This window comes from Vibrio sp. Vb0349 (assembly GCF_033338975.1).
The window spans coordinates 16,307-31,738 of record NZ_JAWOTS010000025.1 but is presented as its reverse complement, the minus strand read 5'-3'; the positions used below and the strand labels follow the sequence as shown (position 1 = coordinate 31,738).

The window sequence follows — 15,432 nt, the reverse complement described above, 5'->3', positions numbered from 1 at the left end:
TATGCAATCAGAGAGTTAAGGTTTGAGGGCTCGCTCTCCTCGCGCAATGCCAACGACACCACTACGAGCAACTTCGACAACTTCGGTCACTTCGGATATCGCTTGAATGAAGGCATCTAGCTTTTCACTCGTACCCGCAAGTTGTACGGTGTATTGGGAAGCCGTGACATCCACGATCTGGCCACGAAAGATGTCTGCCGTCCGCTTCACTTCTGCTCGCGCAAAACCACTGGCTTTCACTTTCACCATCATCAGTTCACGCTCAATGTGCTCATACTCGGTGACTTCTTGCACTTTCAGCACATCGATCAATTTGTGTAACTGCTTCTGAATTTGTTCCAACTGCATCTCATCAGATGTCGTGGTAATGTTCATTCGCGACAGGGTTTCATCATCAGTCGGTGATACCGTCAAAGATTCAATGTTGTAACCACGTTGAGAGAACAAACCAACAACACGAGACAACGCACCCGGTTGGTTTTCCAATAGCAATGAAATAATGTGTCTCATATTAAGTTCTCTCCGTTTTGCTTAGCCACATTTTATCCATACCCTCACCTTTGATTTGCATCGGGTATACGTGTTCGGTTTCGTCTACGTTAATGTCCACAAACACCAGACGATCTTTCATATCCAACGCTTTTTGTAGCCCTTCTTCGAGCTGATCAGGCGTTTCGATACGAATACCGACGTGACCATAAGCTTCTGCAATCGCTGCAAAGTCAGGAACAGAACTCATGTAAGAATTAGAGTGACGGCCTTGATAAATAATGTCTTGCCACTGTTTTACCATGCCTAAGAATCGGTTGTTCAGGTTGATGATCTTCACTGGAATGTCGTATTGCATGGCTGTCGACAATTCTTGAATATTCATCTGAATACTGCCGTCACCAGTCACAACCACGACCTCTTCTTGTGGCATGGCAAACTTCACGCCCATGCCAGCCGGAAGACCAAATCCCATGGTGCCAAGACCACCAGAGTTTATCCAACGGCGCGGCTTATTGAATGGGTAGTACAACGCCGCAAACATCTGATGCTGGCCCACATCAGACGCCACATATGCGTCACCATTAGTTAGCTTGTGTAGCGTTTCAATTACTTGCTGTGGCTTGATTCGTTCTGGAGACGTTTCATAAGACAAGCAGTTGCGGTCACGCCATACTTGAATGTCATCCCACCATGCGGTGATAGCATCTTGATCATTTCCACTACCTTGCTCTGCAAGCAGCCCGAGCATGGTTGTCAGCACTTTTTCCGCAGAACCTACGATCGGCAAATCTACTTTCACGTTTTTCGAGATCGATGACGGATCGATATCAATATGCATCACTTTTGCGTTTGGGCAGTACTTTTCAAGGTTGTTGGTTGTACGGTCATCAAAACGCACACCGATACCAAAAATAAGATCCGCTTCATGCATTGCCATATTAGCTTCGTAAGTGCCGTGCATACCCAACATGCCCAGTGAGTTTTTATGTGTACCCGGGAATGCCCCCAAGCCCATCAAAGTACTCACAACGGGTAGGTTCAGTTTGTCGGAAAGCTCTAAAATATGTTCATGGGCGCCAGAAATCACCGCACCACCACCGATATAAAGCACTGGTTTTTTCGCTTCTAATAGCGATTTAAGCGCTTTTTTAATCTGGCCTTTATGGCCCGAAGTTGTCGGCTTGTAAGAGCGCATTGAAAGCGTTTCTGGATATTGATAAGGCAGTTTGATTTGCGGGTTCATTACATCTTTTGGCAAATCAATCACAACTGGACCAGGTCGACCTGTAGTCGCGATATAAAACGCTTTTTTGATTGTTTCAGGAATATCTTCCGCTTTTTTTACTAAAAAGCTGTGTTTGACCACTGGGCGGGAGACACCGACGATGTCACACTCTTGGAAAGCATCATTACCAATTAGGCTATTCGGTACGTTACCCGAGATAACGATCATTGGGATAGAGTCCATATACGCTGTTGCAATACCCGTAATGGTATTGGTCGCGCCCGGCCCCGAGCACACAAGTACGACACCCGGTTTACCGGTAGCTCGAGCGTAACCATCTGCCATATGAGTGGCGGCTTGCTCATGCCTTACAAGTACGTGTTTGATTTGATCGGTTTTGGCATGCAGTGCATCGTAGATATCCAAAACAGAGCCACCTGGGTAGCCAAAGATCTGCTCTACGTGCTCTTCTATCAGAGATTGAACCACCATCTCTGCGCCTGACAACATTGCTGTCATAATTGCTCTCCTTAGCCAGTTTCCTCACCGTAAGGTCAACGGATTGGTCTGGTTTTACATAGTCTAGGTCTTATTCGTAGCCTAATCGAAATACTTCCACGTTTTCGGCTATGTCTTGCGTTCGTCATAACATCCCGCAAGGTTACCCAACAAATGTAACGTTTTATTATCAAAGGGTCTAATGAGAGATTGATCTACTTTTTAAACAAGATACTAGTAATTAGAATGTTAGTAGGAATAGCAGCCACACATCTCCTATTTCACAGTACAACCTAAAAAGTTAACGCTCAAAAAAAGAACATTATTTCATAAGCTTTTAGCTATAGGGTGCGAAATAGCGTTATTTGACGAGAAAAACAGAAAAAATCAATACAAACAAAAATCCCCAGCAATGCGCGATCACATCACTGGGGATTTTTTCATCAATATAAAATCTAAGTCAGCTTAAGTTACTTTTTATCCGACTTTTCCTTATACATTTCTTCAATTTCATCTTGGTATTTGTCATTGATGACTTTACGACGAAGTTTTTGAGTTGGCGTTAACTCACCATCATCCATAGAGAAAGCTCTTGGTAACAATTTAAACTTCTTCACTTGTTCAAACTTTGCCAACTCTTTTTGAAGATCGTTCACACGCTTCTCAAGCATTTCGACCACCTGGTGGTGCTTAATCAACTCAACGCGATCGTGATATTTGATATTCAGCTCTTTCGCGTACTCTTCTAGCGAGTCATAGCAAGGCACGATAAGCGCAGAAACAAACTTACGAGTATCCGCAATGACTGCGATTTGCTCGATGAAGTGGTCTTTACCAATCGCACCTTCAATCATTTGTGGAGCGATGTATTTACCACCTGAAGTTTTCATCAACTCTTTGATACGATCGGTGATGAACAAGTTGCCATTTTCATCAATGTAACCAGCGTCGCCCGTTTTTAGGAAACCGTGCTCATCAAAGGTCTTTTCCGTCTCTTCTGGCATTTTGTAATAGCCACGCATCACCATTGGACCACGAACCAGAATCTCGTTGTTTTCGCCGATCTTAACCTGTGCGCCAGGCATCGACATACCAATAGAGTCGGGGTTAAAACATTTATCATCCCAACACGATACTGTCGCCGTGGTTTCAGTCATGCCATAGCCCAACTTAACGTTGATACCAATCGCATGGAAGAATCGACCGATGGTTTCATCCAGCTTTGCACCACCACAAGGCATAAAGTTGATTTGCCCGCCAAGTAGCGCACGCAGTTTGCTCAGAACCAACTTATCCGCCAAAGCGTATGACTTACGCAGCAAGAGCGATGGCTGACGTTTTTCTTGATGACAAGCGGCCATTTTTGCGCCCATGTTGACTGCCCAAGTAAACATGATCTTACGGTGAATCGGCGCGCGAGACACTTTCTCGTGAATCGCAGAGAAGATCTTCTCATAGAAACGCGGTACGGCACACATCACGGTAGGTCGCACCTGGCTCAGTGCATCACGTACTTGCATGGTGTCTTGCAAATAGCAGTTGGTCGCCCCTTTGTACAATACATAAAAGGTCCAAGCGCGCTCAAATACGTGTGACAACGGAAGGAAACATAATGACACGTCACTTTGAGAAAGGCTCAAGCGCTGATCGTGCCCTTCCAATTGCGCCGCAATGTTTGCGTAGTCCAACATAACGCCTTTTGGCTGTCCTGTTGTACCCGAGGTGTAGATGAGCGTGAGTAGATCATCTTCTTTTACCTGATCTAAACGCGCGTCCAATTCAACTTGATATGTAGTGTCGCCTTTGGCAACAAATGCTTGCCAAGAGATAACGAAATCATGATCGCCAAGTTCTATATCATCAGACATCGCAACAATGAACTCTAACTGTTCGCACTGGTCGAAAATGCTCACTGCTGCATCAAATTGAGGCTGTTCACCAACAAACAGAACTTTGACGTCTGCATTGTTAATGATGTACGCCGACTGAGCGGCAGTATTGGTTGGGTAAATAGGTACTGTCACGCTGCGTAATTGCAGTGCTGCGATATCAGCGATCGTCCATTGCGGCATGTTGTTCGAGAAAATGCCGATCTTATCTTGGACTCCTAATCCCTGAGCCAAAAGTGCAAGTGATAAAGCATCAACTTGCTGACCAAATTGCGTCCACGTAATACCTTGCCACTCCTCACCCACTTTATGCTTGAGTGCAACGCGTGTACCACCGTTCGCAATTTGTTCACGAATACGTTTAACGATATGAAAATCTAACTTGGCCATTCTTTTACTTACCTTTTGGCTTACAGGCGTAAGCTAATTGAGCGAACAAGTGTACTCACGGCTTGCTAAAACGCAACTGACCAGTATCAAACTTATCACTAATAAGAGACAACTATCACTTATACGTCGCGAACGTACCTCAAATTGCTGAATGATTACTCCATTTAACTTACTGTTTCGATTGTTGATTACGAAAACAAAAAGCCCCGAGAGACAAAAATCGCTCGGGGACCAATGAATTGTAAAAATTGATGATTATCAATATGGTCTAATCGAGAAGACCAAACGTCATCTTATTTTGCGGCAACGACTTCACCACAAGTGATCATCAGTTGATCGCGCAGCCAAATGTGGCCTTTATCTTTTTCGCTTGATTCATGCCAGCTTAAGAAGCCGCTGATTTCTTTGTTCGCAAATGGGAAATCAAGAATTTGCAGTTGATCGCTGTTTACCGCATTTTCCGCCATCCAACGTGGTGCAATAGTCACAAGCTCAGATTGACCCACCACGTATAGTAGGTTGCTTAAACTAGAACCTTCATACGCCGCTTGGCAATCCAGTTCACGGTACGCTTGCTCTGAGAAACTACGTTGGCCATGCACTTTCGATAACTTCGCATGCTTTTCGTTAAGCAGTTGCTCAGCCGTCACACCACCTTGAATGCGTGGGTGTGTTTTTGATGCGATAACCACTAATTCATCTTTGAAGATTTCAGTACTTGAGAAACCTTGCTCATCAAAACGAGCGTAGTCGATCACGAAATCAATTTCTTGGTAGCGCATACGCTCAGACAACAAACGGTCAAATTCTGCATCTAGGTGAAGCTGAACGTTTGGTGCTTGTTGATTCACTTTTGCCATGATCTTCGGAGCAAAACGCATGTCGCAAGGGCTGCAAATCGCAAGCTTGAATAAGCGAGTCGAAGATTCTGGTTGGAATACAGAGCTAGGAAGTTCATTGCGAATCAGCTGTAGTGCTTGGCGAATAGGGCCAAACAGTTGACGTGCTCGTTGCGTAGGCTGAATACCACGGCCTTGGCGCATGAATAGCTCGTCGTTAAACATCACTTTTAAGCGTGCCACGGCGTTACTTACCGCCGGCTGAGACATGCCTAGGTTATGTGCTGCACGAGTAATATTTTGCTCTTGCATTACAGCATCAAATACAGTCAGTAGGTTTAAATCTACACCACGCAAAGTGCTTTCCATACGGTAGCTAGCAATTGCGCTCATCGCGTCTTTCTTCTCTAACATTGAGTGCGCCTCTTTTGTAATCGTCAACTTTGTTCATTAAATTCATAACGAATAGAATCCCATCTCGCACAAAAGACGGCGGCTGGATTCGAATCATTTTACGAATAGATAACCTAACTTTTTATTATATTTATCGTCCGGATACTTCCGGCTCGAACTGTACTATCAACTAATCGATTGCGGTTTCGCAACTAGATTGATATTTAATCAGTAAATTTTAGCCAATTAGGTATTTATTTGTTAAATAACAAAGACTTGATAAAAACATAAAAAACTATAAAACACGTAAAAATGCATTCTTTGAGGACGTATTTAGCAAATTGATAGGACAGGCGGTCAACACAAGCATGCATTTAGCTCAGTTATTAGTTGGAATAAGAACAACAGATGACAGCTATATCTCTGATTGAATTTTGCACTTATCAGTCAAATTATCAGCAAATACACACTGAATAGAAATGAGAGAGGAAGAATAAAAATGCAGCCTTCCAAACAGAAAGGCTGCAACAAAATCGTGTCAAAAATGGAAGGAACAATGTACTTAGAACAACGTACTTAAATGTTCGACACGTAACTTGGAAAATCAACCTGCTCCCACAGCTGTCTGGATAACTCTGCTTTTGAATCCCATGCACCTTGCAGTACCCAATGAACAATAGCCTGAGCAACATCTGGGTATTTCACACTTTCGGCTTGTTGCTCCTTTAGCCACTGGCGTACTGCGGAAATGTCTAAGCTCTCCATCGACATCGCAAGCCCTAAATCTTCTAAGGTCGCAACATTGCTCTGCTGCTCGAATTGACCCGCGAGTGGCTTTAGTAACAATTTTTTCCCCAAAGACAAGGCTTCTGAAGGAAGCTCAAACCCACCATTAGCAATGACACCACTACAGCGATGCAAATGATGCTGGAAGTTGCTGTGGCATAAAGGGCGCAGTTCTATGTTTTCTACCTGCTCACATTCGATCACATCCGGGTGATAACAGATAAACGCTTGTTGATTAAAGTGGAACAATAAGTCCGAGATATCTTCAATCGATTCGAACGGTAGATACACCAACACGAAGTCGTCGTTTTCTGCTTGGCTATCGACGGTATGCACTATCGGTGGTAACAAAGGTTGATCAAAATGATGCCAATGCAAACCAAGGTGGTGTTGAGAAGGCGCAAAGTATTCAATGACGGATTTATCTAACCAACTTGCTCCCTTTAGTGGCACCGGATAACGGAAAGCATTTTGGTGGCTGATACCAATAGAAGGCTTATTTTGTTGTCTCGCTGCCCACGCAGTCACAGGTTCGAAATCATTAATGATAAGATCGTAGGACGACAGATCGAGTTGCTTAACTTCTTTGAAAAACTGCACCAAATTGTTATTCAATGCTGTTTTCGCGTAGTTTACAGAGCCTTTTTCGGTAACAAAGGTGAAGCCTCGGCGAGTCTGGTAATCGCCAAATGCTTCCATTGAAAAGTATTTTTCCGGCGCTCGCCCAGAAAACAAAAAGTCGACCTCAACATCGTGCTCTTTAAACGCATGACTCATCGCCCTTGCGCGTGCAATATGTCCGTTTCCTGTCCCTTGAACACCGTACAAGATTTTCATCAATTAGCCTCCCAACATCGCAATCGCTAATCCACCACAAAGACTGCCAAGCAGTGCACCAATGATGACATCGGTAAAAAAGTGCACACCCAATAAGATTCGCGCGGTTCCGATTAAACTTGCCCAAAAGAATGCAGCAACGCCTAGGCTCGGATAGAAATGGTCAATCAGCGTCGCCATGACAAACGCAGCGGCAGTGTGTCCTGAAGGAAGACTGTAGCGATCAGAGGGTGTAATAAAAGCAGGAAGGAGTGCATTAAGCTCTTCAGGGCGACGACGCTTAAAACTATTTTTCAGCGTCCAATAAATTGGTAGCTCGATAGCAAAAGCAAGTAAACCCGCCAGTAAAAACCAGACTCCTTGCTCCTTATCTAAATACCAAGCTAATAAACCCAACACCAAGTAAAGATGCCCGTCACCACTGTGGGAGACTCCTTTGCTGATATTGGCGACTTGTTGATTAAAACGGTGCTTAAGACAAACACTAGAGAGCGCTAAATCAAACTTAGCAATGGTTGCAATTGGCTGTGTAATTGTCTCTATGGTTCGCATGTGACCTTTCCTTACTTTGACAACGCCTTTGTGTGAAAAGTAGGAGGTTTAGGTGACAACAGCATGACGGGAGTTTGGACAATTAATGACAAAGGCCAAATTAAAGTGTGCCCAACAATTTATCTATTGGGCATAACCATAAAATAGAACACTAAGAAGGGTTTGCTGGTTGCGGTTGAGGGGTATCTATATACCAGACTTTTCTCTTCTTGCGGCAGGCGCGCAAAGAGCCTGTCGTCATGTCACCATCTTTTGTTAGCTCATAGCTCAGTGAGCGGCAAGTATAGTTTCCCGACAGTTCATGCTCTATACTCGTTTGCTCCGTTTTACTCGAGTTAGGCTCTAGTAAAGGGTTAGGCTGTGTAGATAAAATGTCACGATTTATCACATTGCTGCGCGCATAATCCTTATGGACATAACCTTTTATCACTCCTTTCTGTTCAACGAGAAACCAAGGTTGATCAACCACTTTTGCTAGCACATTAAAGACTTCCCCTTTCGATAATACGCCAAGCTTTGCCCCTTCAAGACTCGGTTTGGAGCGTAGGTTTAATGTGGTCTTAGAGCGGTAAGAGACATCCATAAACTCTACTGGGTTTGAGGTATCGACACCTTCAGTGGTTGGTCGGAAAACTTCCGCTTGCTGTTTCTCACTAGGCTGGACACGGATCTTCCACCAAGAATACGTTTCCGGATCTTTACCTTTAAACTTATTTCGGCTGTCAGACTCAAGGGCAACAAGCATCTGATTCAAGAACGATTCGCGTCCTTCATAACTCAAAAATCGATCCATTTGATCATTGATGACCATGACGCTCTGTGAGTGATCATTCATAACAACGGGGGAAGCCACTTCCACATAGGTCTGCGATTGAAACAGCTGACAACCCGACAAGCTGACCAGAGTAAGTACTATGGCTGAACGTCCAAATTGTTTTGTTAACCTCATTCTTTCCCTAACCCTTATATTTCTTTTACCTAGTGCAACTGGACTACTATAAATGGTCATTCAAAACTTTTGCCAAACAATTCGAACCTTTGTGTGACAAGTCGCAATCCCGATGCTTGTTTTGGTAATGAAACGTCGCAAACTTGATGAGAACTTACTTCTTCTAGCACGTTTCTATCGCATCATGTCGTTTCACTTAGTGCATCATTTTTTTCAAGCAAACGAAAAGACTCATCCGATATGAATAAAAAATCGACTTTAGGGTTGACGCGCTTCATGGAGTGCGGTACTAATTTGTTAACTTAATTATGTGGAAAGCTTAACAACTATGTCAGCTCATTTTTCTATCCTGCTTAGCCTCCTCCTGATCGTGACCAGTTCGCGCGGGTAGGCTGTGGAAGAAAAATAACCACACCAATTTCTAAGAACCCGCATGAGAATGCGGGTTTTTTTATATCTAAATACTGGAAGTAAACGATTCACTTGCGCGAAAGTGCAGAAATCAGGAAGGAAGCAAACATGAACGATCAGGTCATTATATTCGACACCACATTGCGTGATGGCGAGCAAGCGTTGTCAGCAAGCTTGACGGTTAAAGAAAAACTGCAGATTGCCTATGCGCTGGAAAGACTCGGCGTTGATGTTATCGAAGCTGGCTTCCCAATCTCTTCACCAGGTGATTTCGAGTCTGTACAAACCATCGCAAAAAACATAAAAAACAGTCGAGTTTGTGCCCTTTCGCGTGCCGTTGCGAAAGACATTGATGCTGCCGCTGAAGCCTTAAAAGTGGCCGACCAATTCCGTATCCACACATTTTTAGCCACTTCCACCATTCACGTAGAAGACAAACTACGCCGCAGCTACGACGATGTACTAGAAATGGCAGTCAACGCCGTTAAACATGCACGTAACTACACTGATGATGTCGAGTTTTCTTGTGAAGATGCTGGTCGAACTCCAATCGACAACCTATGTCGCATGGTAGAAGCCGCCATCAATGCAGGTGCGAGTACAATCAACATTCCAGATACCGTTGGCTACACCGTACCAAGTGAGTTTGGTGGGATTATTGAAACTCTATTTAACCGCGTTCCGAACATTGATAAAGCGATCATCTCCGTTCACTGTCACGACGATTTGGGGATGTCAGTTGCCAACTCTATTGCCGCCGTTCAAGCTGGCGCACGTCAGATAGAAGGCACGATCAATGGCATTGGAGAGCGAGCGGGTAACTGTTCACTTGAAGAGATCGCAATGATCATCAAGACTCGTCAAGAGTTTTTGGGCGTTCACACTGGCATTAAGCATGATGAAATTCACCGCACCAGTAAGTTGGTTAGCCAGCTATGCAATATGCCTATTCAAAGCAACAAAGCAATTGTGGGTGCAAATGCGTTTAGCCACTCTTCAGGCATCCACCAAGATGGCATGTTGAAGAATAAGAATACCTACGAAATCATGACCCCTGAGTCTATTGGCCTAAAAAACCAAGCTCTGAACCTAACCAGCCGCAGCGGTCGCGCTGCCGTGAAGAGCCATATGGACACCATGGGTTACAACGAAGACGAGTACAACCTAGACGCACTGTATGCGGATTTCTTGAAACTTGCTGACCGCAAAGGCCAAGTGTTCGATTACGACCTAGAAGCCCTAATGCACTTCTCGAACTTGCGTGAAGAAGATGACTTCTACAAATTGAGCTACCTAAGCGTGCAGTCTGGCAGCGTAATGGCTACCACCAGCATCAAAATGCAATGCGGTGATGAAGAAATGTGTGAAGCAGCGGTCGGTAATGGCCCAGTTGATGCGCTATACCAATGTATCTACCGCGTGACAGGCTACGACATCGTTCTGGATAAATTCGACCTAACCGCGAAAGGTGAAGGTGAAGATGGTTTGGGTCAAGCAGACATCATTGCCAACTACAAAGGTCGCAAATACCACGGTACGGGTGTTTCCACCGACATCGTTGAGGCTTCCGGCCAAGCATTATTGCACGTTATTAACAGCATTCATCGTGCAGATAAAATCGAAGAAATGAAGCAGAAAAAGATTGCGACTGTGTAATAACAACCGGGCTACACGGCTCAGGAAAGAACACGCTCGTTGAAATAATTAAGCTCAAAATTAGAAAACTTAAAGGAATAACATGACAGACAAATCGTACAAAATTGCCGTCCTACCCGGTGACGGCATTGGCCCGGAAGTAATGGCGCAGGCACATAAAGTATTGGATGCAATCGAAAAGAAACATGGTATTGCGTTTGAGCGTGACGAGCATGATGTAGGTGGTATCGCGATCGACAATCACGGTTGTCCACTTCCAGAGAGCACAATAAAAGCATGTGAAGAGTCTGATGCAGTCCTATTCGGCTCGGTTGGCGGCCCTAAGTGGGAGCACTTACCACCAAACGACCAACCTGAACGCGGTGCCCTACTTCCACTACGCAAACACTTCCAACTGTTCTGTAACTTACGTCCAGCGCAAATTCACTCAGGTCTTGAAGCTTTCTCACCGCTACGTGCAGACATCTCGGGTCGCGGCTTTGACATTGTGGTAGTCCGTGAACTGACGGGTGGTATCTACTTCGGCCAACCGAAAGGTCGTGAAGGTGAAGGCGCAACAGAAAAAGCATTTGATACTGAGGTGTACCACCGCTTTGAGATCGAACGTATTGCAAAAATCGCTTTTGACTCTGCTCGTCTACGTCGCAAGAAAGTGTGCTCTATCGACAAAGCGAACGTTCTACAAAGCTCTATCTTATGGCGTGAAGTAGTCGAAGAAATCGCAAAAGACTACCCAGATGTCGAGTTGTCACACATGTACATTGATAACGCGACTATGCAGCTTATCAAAGACCCTGCTCAGTTCGACGTAATGCTGTGTTCAAACATCTTCGGCGACATCATTTCTGATGAATGCGCGATGATCACAGGCTCTATGGGTATGTTGCCATCAGCAAGTCTAAACGAAAGCAAATTCGGTCTGTACGAGCCAGCAGGCGGCAGTGCACCAGATATCGCAGGTAAGAACATCGCTAACCCTGTGGCACAAATCCTATCTGCTGCACTGATGCTGCGTTATAGCCTAGGTGAGGAAACAGCGGCACAAGACATCGAAACGGCAGTTTCAAAAGCACTATCAGCGGGTGAGCTAACGGGTGACCTTGCTGGTGACAACCCTGCACTTTCGACGTCTGAGATGGGCGATAAGATCGCTGAGTACATCTTAAACTCTTAATACAAAACAGATTCATAATAAATACTAAATCCTCGGTCAACCAATGGCTTTCCTCTAAGTCATTGGTGCAATAGCAAGGCAGCAAGCCCATTTATATTAAGGCGTTTAGTTCGCTAAATAACTGGATAAATGGGTGTCGCTAACGCAGTTATTGCGGCAACGGCGACGAGGAAAGGAAGCAAACAATGGGCAAAACATTATACGAAAAAGTCTACGACGCACACGTTGCCGTCGCAGCAGAAGGGGAAAACCCAATCTTGTACATCGACCGTCACTTGGTACATGAAGTGACGTCTCCGCAAGCATTTGACGGCTTGCGTGAAAAAGGTCGCAAAGTGCGTCAGGTCAGCAAAACTTTTGCCACCATGGACCACAACGTTTCGACAACCACCAAAGATATCAACGCATCCGGTGAGATGGCTCGTATCCAGATGGAAACGCTATCGAAAAACTGTGAAGAGTTTGGCGTTACGCTTTACGACATCAACCATAAATACCAAGGTATTGTGCACGTTATGGGCCCAGAGCTTGGTATTACCCTACCGGGCATGACCATTGTTTGTGGTGACTCGCACACTGCTACACACGGTGCATTCGGCTCGCTAGCTTTTGGTATTGGTACATCAGAAGTTGAGCACGTATTAGCAACTCAAACGCTAAAACAAGCGCGCGCTAAAACGATGAAGATCGAAGTGAAAGGCAAAGTGGCTCCGGGCATTACTGCGAAAGACATTGTGCTAGCAATCATCGGTGAAACTACAGCTGCTGGCGGTACAGGCTACGTGGTTGAATTCTGTGGTGAAGCGATCACTGACCTTTCAATGGAAGGTCGTATGACCGTATGTAATATGGCGATTGAGTTAGGTGCGAAAGCCGGTTTGATTGCGCCAGATGAAACCACGTTCGAATACATTAAAGGCCGTAAATTCTCACCTCAAGGTGCGGATTTTGATGCAGCAGTAGAGTACTGGAAGACATTAAAAACGGACGATGATGCTCAGTTTGATGCAGTCGTGACACTAAACGCAGCGGATATCAGACCACAAGTCACTTGGGGTACTAACCCAGGCCAAGTGATCGCAGTAGATCAACCGATCCCAGCACCAGAAAGCTTTGCCGACCCAGTAGAAAAAGCATCGGCAGAAAAAGCATTGGCTTACATGGGCCTGGAGGCAGGCAAGTCATTATCTGATTACAACGTCGATAAAGTCTTCGTTGGTTCTTGTACTAACTCACGTATCGAAGACATGCGCGCAGCCGCTGAAGTAGCGAAAGGTCGCAAAGTCGCGTCTCACGTTCAAGCGCTGATCGTTCCTGGCTCTGAGCAAGTAAAAGCGCAAGCAGAAGCGGAAGGCTTGGACGTTATCTTTAAAGAAGCGGGCTTTGAGTGGCGCCTACCAGGTTGCTCGATGTGTCTAGCAATGAACAATGACCGTTTGGGTCCACATGAACGTTGTGCGTCTACTTCAAACCGTAACTTTGAAGGCCGCCAAGGTCGTGATGGCCGTACCCACCTAGTGAGCCCTGCGATGGCAGCGGCAGCAGCAATTGCTGGTCACTTTGTTGATATTCGTGAACTGGACTAAGGAGCAAACCAATGTCAGGTTTTAAACAACACACAGGCTTAGTTGTTCCTCTAGATGCAGCGAACGTAGATACTGATGCCATCATTCCAAAACAGTTCCTACAAAAGGTCTCCCGTCTAGGGTTTGGTAAGCACCTATTCCATGACTGGCGCTTCCTAGACGATGCTGGCGAACAGCCAAATCCAGAGTTCGTGATGAACGCACCTCGCTACCAAGGCGCGTCTATCTTGCTGGCTCGTGAGAACTTCGGCTGCGGCTCATCTCGTGAGCACGCACCGTGGGCACTAGCGGATTACGGCATCAAAGCGATGATCGCACCAAGCTTTGCCGATATTTTTTACGGCAACTCGATCAACAACCAAATGGTACCAGTTCGCTTGACTGAGCAAGAAGTGGATGAAATCTTCCATTTTGTTGAGGCGAATGAAGGTGCAGAAGTCGAGGTCGACCTAGAAGCGAATGTGGTTCGTGCCAACGGCAAAGAGTACAGCTTTGAAATCGATTCGTTCCGTCGTCATTGCTTGCTAAACGGTTTGGACAACATTGGTCTAACCCTTCAGCACGAAGATAAGATTGCCGAGTACGAAGCGAATATTCCAAGCTTCTTGCGTTAAGACGCGTTAGTAAATACACAAATCAAGGGCTGGCAATTGTCGGCCCTTTTAATTATTTAGACAACTGATTTTATATCGCTTTGCTTACGGAATACCGAACGCCTCTGTTGAAATTCGTCATCCTGAACAGCGACGAAGGAGCGTGATTCAGGATCGACTACCAGAGCGCACTGTGCAGATTCATACTTTCTTTACTCAAGAGTTTGTGGGTATTAGATTCCTGGTATCGCTTATGCTCCTCAGAATGACAGCGAATAAAGGCTACTGATTACTGAAAGAAAACAAGCACTAAACTGGTCTACACTATCAACAATATCTCATTCAAAGGTATCTCTATGAAGCGTCTGTTATTGCTGTTGTGTGCTCTGGTTTCTTTCTCGACATTGTCCGCGCCTAAATCCGACTTATGGCCATATTGGAAACAATCGAATCAAGCCAACCAAACCCAAATTTCTCATCAAGAATGGCAACAACTGCTCGATACTTATTTAGTTGAACAAGGCGAGAATACCTTGTTTCGTTATAGCCAAGTCTCCTCTGTCGATAAAACTAAGCTGAAACAATACATCCAGCGTTTGGCAAAACTAGACCCTCTACAATACAACCAAGCAGAGCAATATGCCTATTGGGTAAACCTTTACAACGCCATCACGGTAGATCTTATTTTGGATAACTATCCAGTCGAATCAATCACCAAGCTAGGTGGTTTATTTAGCTTTGGTCCTTGGGGAGACGATGTGGTCGTGGTCAATGGGAAGGATCTAACTTTAAACGATATTGAACATCGAATTTTGCGTCCAATTTGGAATGACCCAAGAACGCATTACGCGGTTAACTGTGCCAGCCTAGGATGCCCTAACCTACAAGCTCAAGCATTCACTGCTGACAACACGCAAGCTCTACTGGATAGTGCCGCCAAAACATTTATCAACAGCAGCAAAGGCGTATCTATCCAAGGAAACACGGCACAGCTGTCTTCTATTTATGATTGGTTTGCAACGGACTTTGGTGGAGAAAAACAAATCTTCAAACACATCGCAAAGTATGCTCCGCAATACAAAAACTTCTCTGGCAAAGTGAAATACGAATACGATTGGGACTTGAATCAAGCCAACTAAACTGGGGGGATGTGAGGTCAATT

12 protein-coding genes are annotated in these 15,432 nt (G+C 45.0%); 5 read left to right on the top strand and 7 right to left on the bottom strand.

What is annotated here, in order from left to right; genetic code table 11:
- Positions 1-15: 15 nt before the first annotated feature.
- The 7 genes from ilvN to R7Q47_RS19565 all read right to left on the bottom strand — a co-directional run bounded on the left by ilvN (position 16) and on the right by R7Q47_RS19565 (position 8,850).
- Entirely contained in the window at positions 16-510 is a 495-nt protein-coding gene (gene ilvN / locus R7Q47_RS19595; RefSeq protein ID WP_005379697.1) for an acetolactate synthase small subunit, read from the bottom strand.
- Position 511: 1 nt separating this feature from the next.
- Positions 512-2,236, bottom strand: a complete 1,725-nt coding sequence (locus R7Q47_RS19590; RefSeq protein WP_005379695.1) for an acetolactate synthase 3 large subunit — start codon at positions 2,234-2,236, stop codon at positions 512-514.
- A gap of 449 nt (positions 2,237-2,685) precedes the next feature.
- On the bottom strand, positions 2,686-4,494 hold the full coding sequence (locus tag R7Q47_RS19585; protein ID WP_154204863.1) for an AMP-dependent synthetase/ligase: 1,809 nt from the start codon (positions 4,492-4,494) through the stop codon (positions 2,686-2,688).
- Positions 4,495-4,787: 293 nt separating this feature from the next.
- Positions 4,788-5,747, bottom strand: coding sequence for a LysR family transcriptional regulator CalR (gene calR / locus R7Q47_RS19580; RefSeq protein ID WP_005379693.1), 960 nt, complete (start codon positions 5,745-5,747; stop codon positions 4,788-4,790).
- A 555-nt stretch (positions 5,748-6,302) separates the two neighbouring features.
- Positions 6,303-7,349: an MJ1255/VC2487 family glycosyltransferase gene (locus tag R7Q47_RS19575; protein WP_154204864.1), complete on the bottom strand. Its 1,047-nt coding sequence runs from the start codon at positions 7,347-7,349 to the stop codon at positions 6,303-6,305.
- 3 nt (positions 7,350-7,352) lie between these two features.
- Positions 7,353-7,901, bottom strand: a complete 549-nt coding sequence (locus tag R7Q47_RS19570; protein WP_033906038.1) for a phosphatase PAP2 family protein — start codon at positions 7,899-7,901, stop codon at positions 7,353-7,355.
- 151 nt (positions 7,902-8,052) lie between these two features.
- The gene (locus R7Q47_RS19565) at positions 8,053-8,850 is read right to left on the bottom strand and encodes an SH3 domain-containing protein (protein WP_154204865.1); all 798 of its coding nucleotides are present in this window, start codon (positions 8,848-8,850) and stop codon (positions 8,053-8,055) included.
- A 519-nt stretch (positions 8,851-9,369) separates the two neighbouring features.
- On the opposite strand from R7Q47_RS19565, the gene leuA reads away from it, so the two are divergent.
- The 5 genes from leuA (at position 9,370) to R7Q47_RS19540 (ending at position 15,409) form a co-directional block, all read left to right on the top strand.
- Positions 9,370-10,917 carry a 2-isopropylmalate synthase gene (gene leuA / locus R7Q47_RS19560; RefSeq protein WP_005379685.1) on the top strand — a complete coding sequence of 516 codons (1,548 nt, stop codon included), beginning with the start codon at positions 9,370-9,372 and terminating at the stop codon, positions 10,915-10,917.
- A gap of 82 nt (positions 10,918-10,999) precedes the next feature.
- Entirely contained in the window at positions 11,000-12,091 is a 1,092-nt protein-coding gene (gene leuB, locus R7Q47_RS19555) for a 3-isopropylmalate dehydrogenase (RefSeq protein WP_053303330.1), read from the top strand.
- 185 nt (positions 12,092-12,276) lie between these two features.
- The gene (gene leuC / locus R7Q47_RS19550) at positions 12,277-13,677 is read left to right on the top strand and encodes a 3-isopropylmalate dehydratase large subunit (protein ID WP_132936739.1); all 1,401 of its coding nucleotides are present in this window, start codon (positions 12,277-12,279) and stop codon (positions 13,675-13,677) included.
- 11 nt (positions 13,678-13,688) lie between these two features.
- Entirely contained in the window at positions 13,689-14,291 is a 603-nt protein-coding gene (gene leuD / locus R7Q47_RS19545) for a 3-isopropylmalate dehydratase small subunit (RefSeq protein ID WP_042522424.1), read from the top strand.
- A gap of 335 nt (positions 14,292-14,626) precedes the next feature.
- Complete coding sequence (locus R7Q47_RS19540) at positions 14,627-15,409, top strand: DUF547 domain-containing protein (RefSeq protein ID WP_170890670.1); 783 nt, start codon at positions 14,627-14,629, stop codon at positions 15,407-15,409.
- Positions 15,410-15,432: the final 23 nt, after the last annotated feature.

Coding starts and splice junctions, on each gene's coding strand:
- calR (WP_005379693.1), bottom strand. CDS start 5,747: ATGTTAGAGAAGAAAGACGCGATGAGCGCAATTGCTAGCTACCGTATG.
- R7Q47_RS19590 (WP_005379695.1), bottom strand. CDS start 2,236: ATGACAGCAATGTTGTCAGGCGCAGAGATGGTGGTTCAATCTCTGATA.
- R7Q47_RS19540 (WP_170890670.1), top strand. CDS start 14,627: ATGAAGCGTCTGTTATTGCTGTTGTGTGCTCTGGTTTCTTTCTCGACA.
- R7Q47_RS19570 (WP_033906038.1), bottom strand. CDS start 7,901: ATGCGAACCATAGAGACAATTACACAGCCAATTGCAACCATTGCTAAG.
- R7Q47_RS19575 (WP_154204864.1), bottom strand. CDS start 7,349: ATGAAAATCTTGTACGGTGTTCAAGGGACAGGAAACGGACATATTGCA.
- leuA (WP_005379685.1), top strand. CDS start 9,370: ATGAACGATCAGGTCATTATATTCGACACCACATTGCGTGATGGCGAG.
- ilvN (WP_005379697.1), bottom strand. CDS start 510: ATGAGACACATTATTTCATTGCTATTGGAAAACCAACCGGGTGCGTTG.
- leuB (WP_053303330.1), top strand. CDS start 11,000: ATGACAGACAAATCGTACAAAATTGCCGTCCTACCCGGTGACGGCATT.
- leuC (WP_132936739.1), top strand. CDS start 12,277: ATGGGCAAAACATTATACGAAAAAGTCTACGACGCACACGTTGCCGTC.
- R7Q47_RS19565 (WP_154204865.1), bottom strand. CDS start 8,850: ATGAGGTTAACAAAACAATTTGGACGTTCAGCCATAGTACTTACTCTG.
- leuD (WP_042522424.1), top strand. CDS start 13,689: ATGTCAGGTTTTAAACAACACACAGGCTTAGTTGTTCCTCTAGATGCA.
- R7Q47_RS19585 (WP_154204863.1), bottom strand. CDS start 4,494: ATGGCCAAGTTAGATTTTCATATCGTTAAACGTATTCGTGAACAAATT.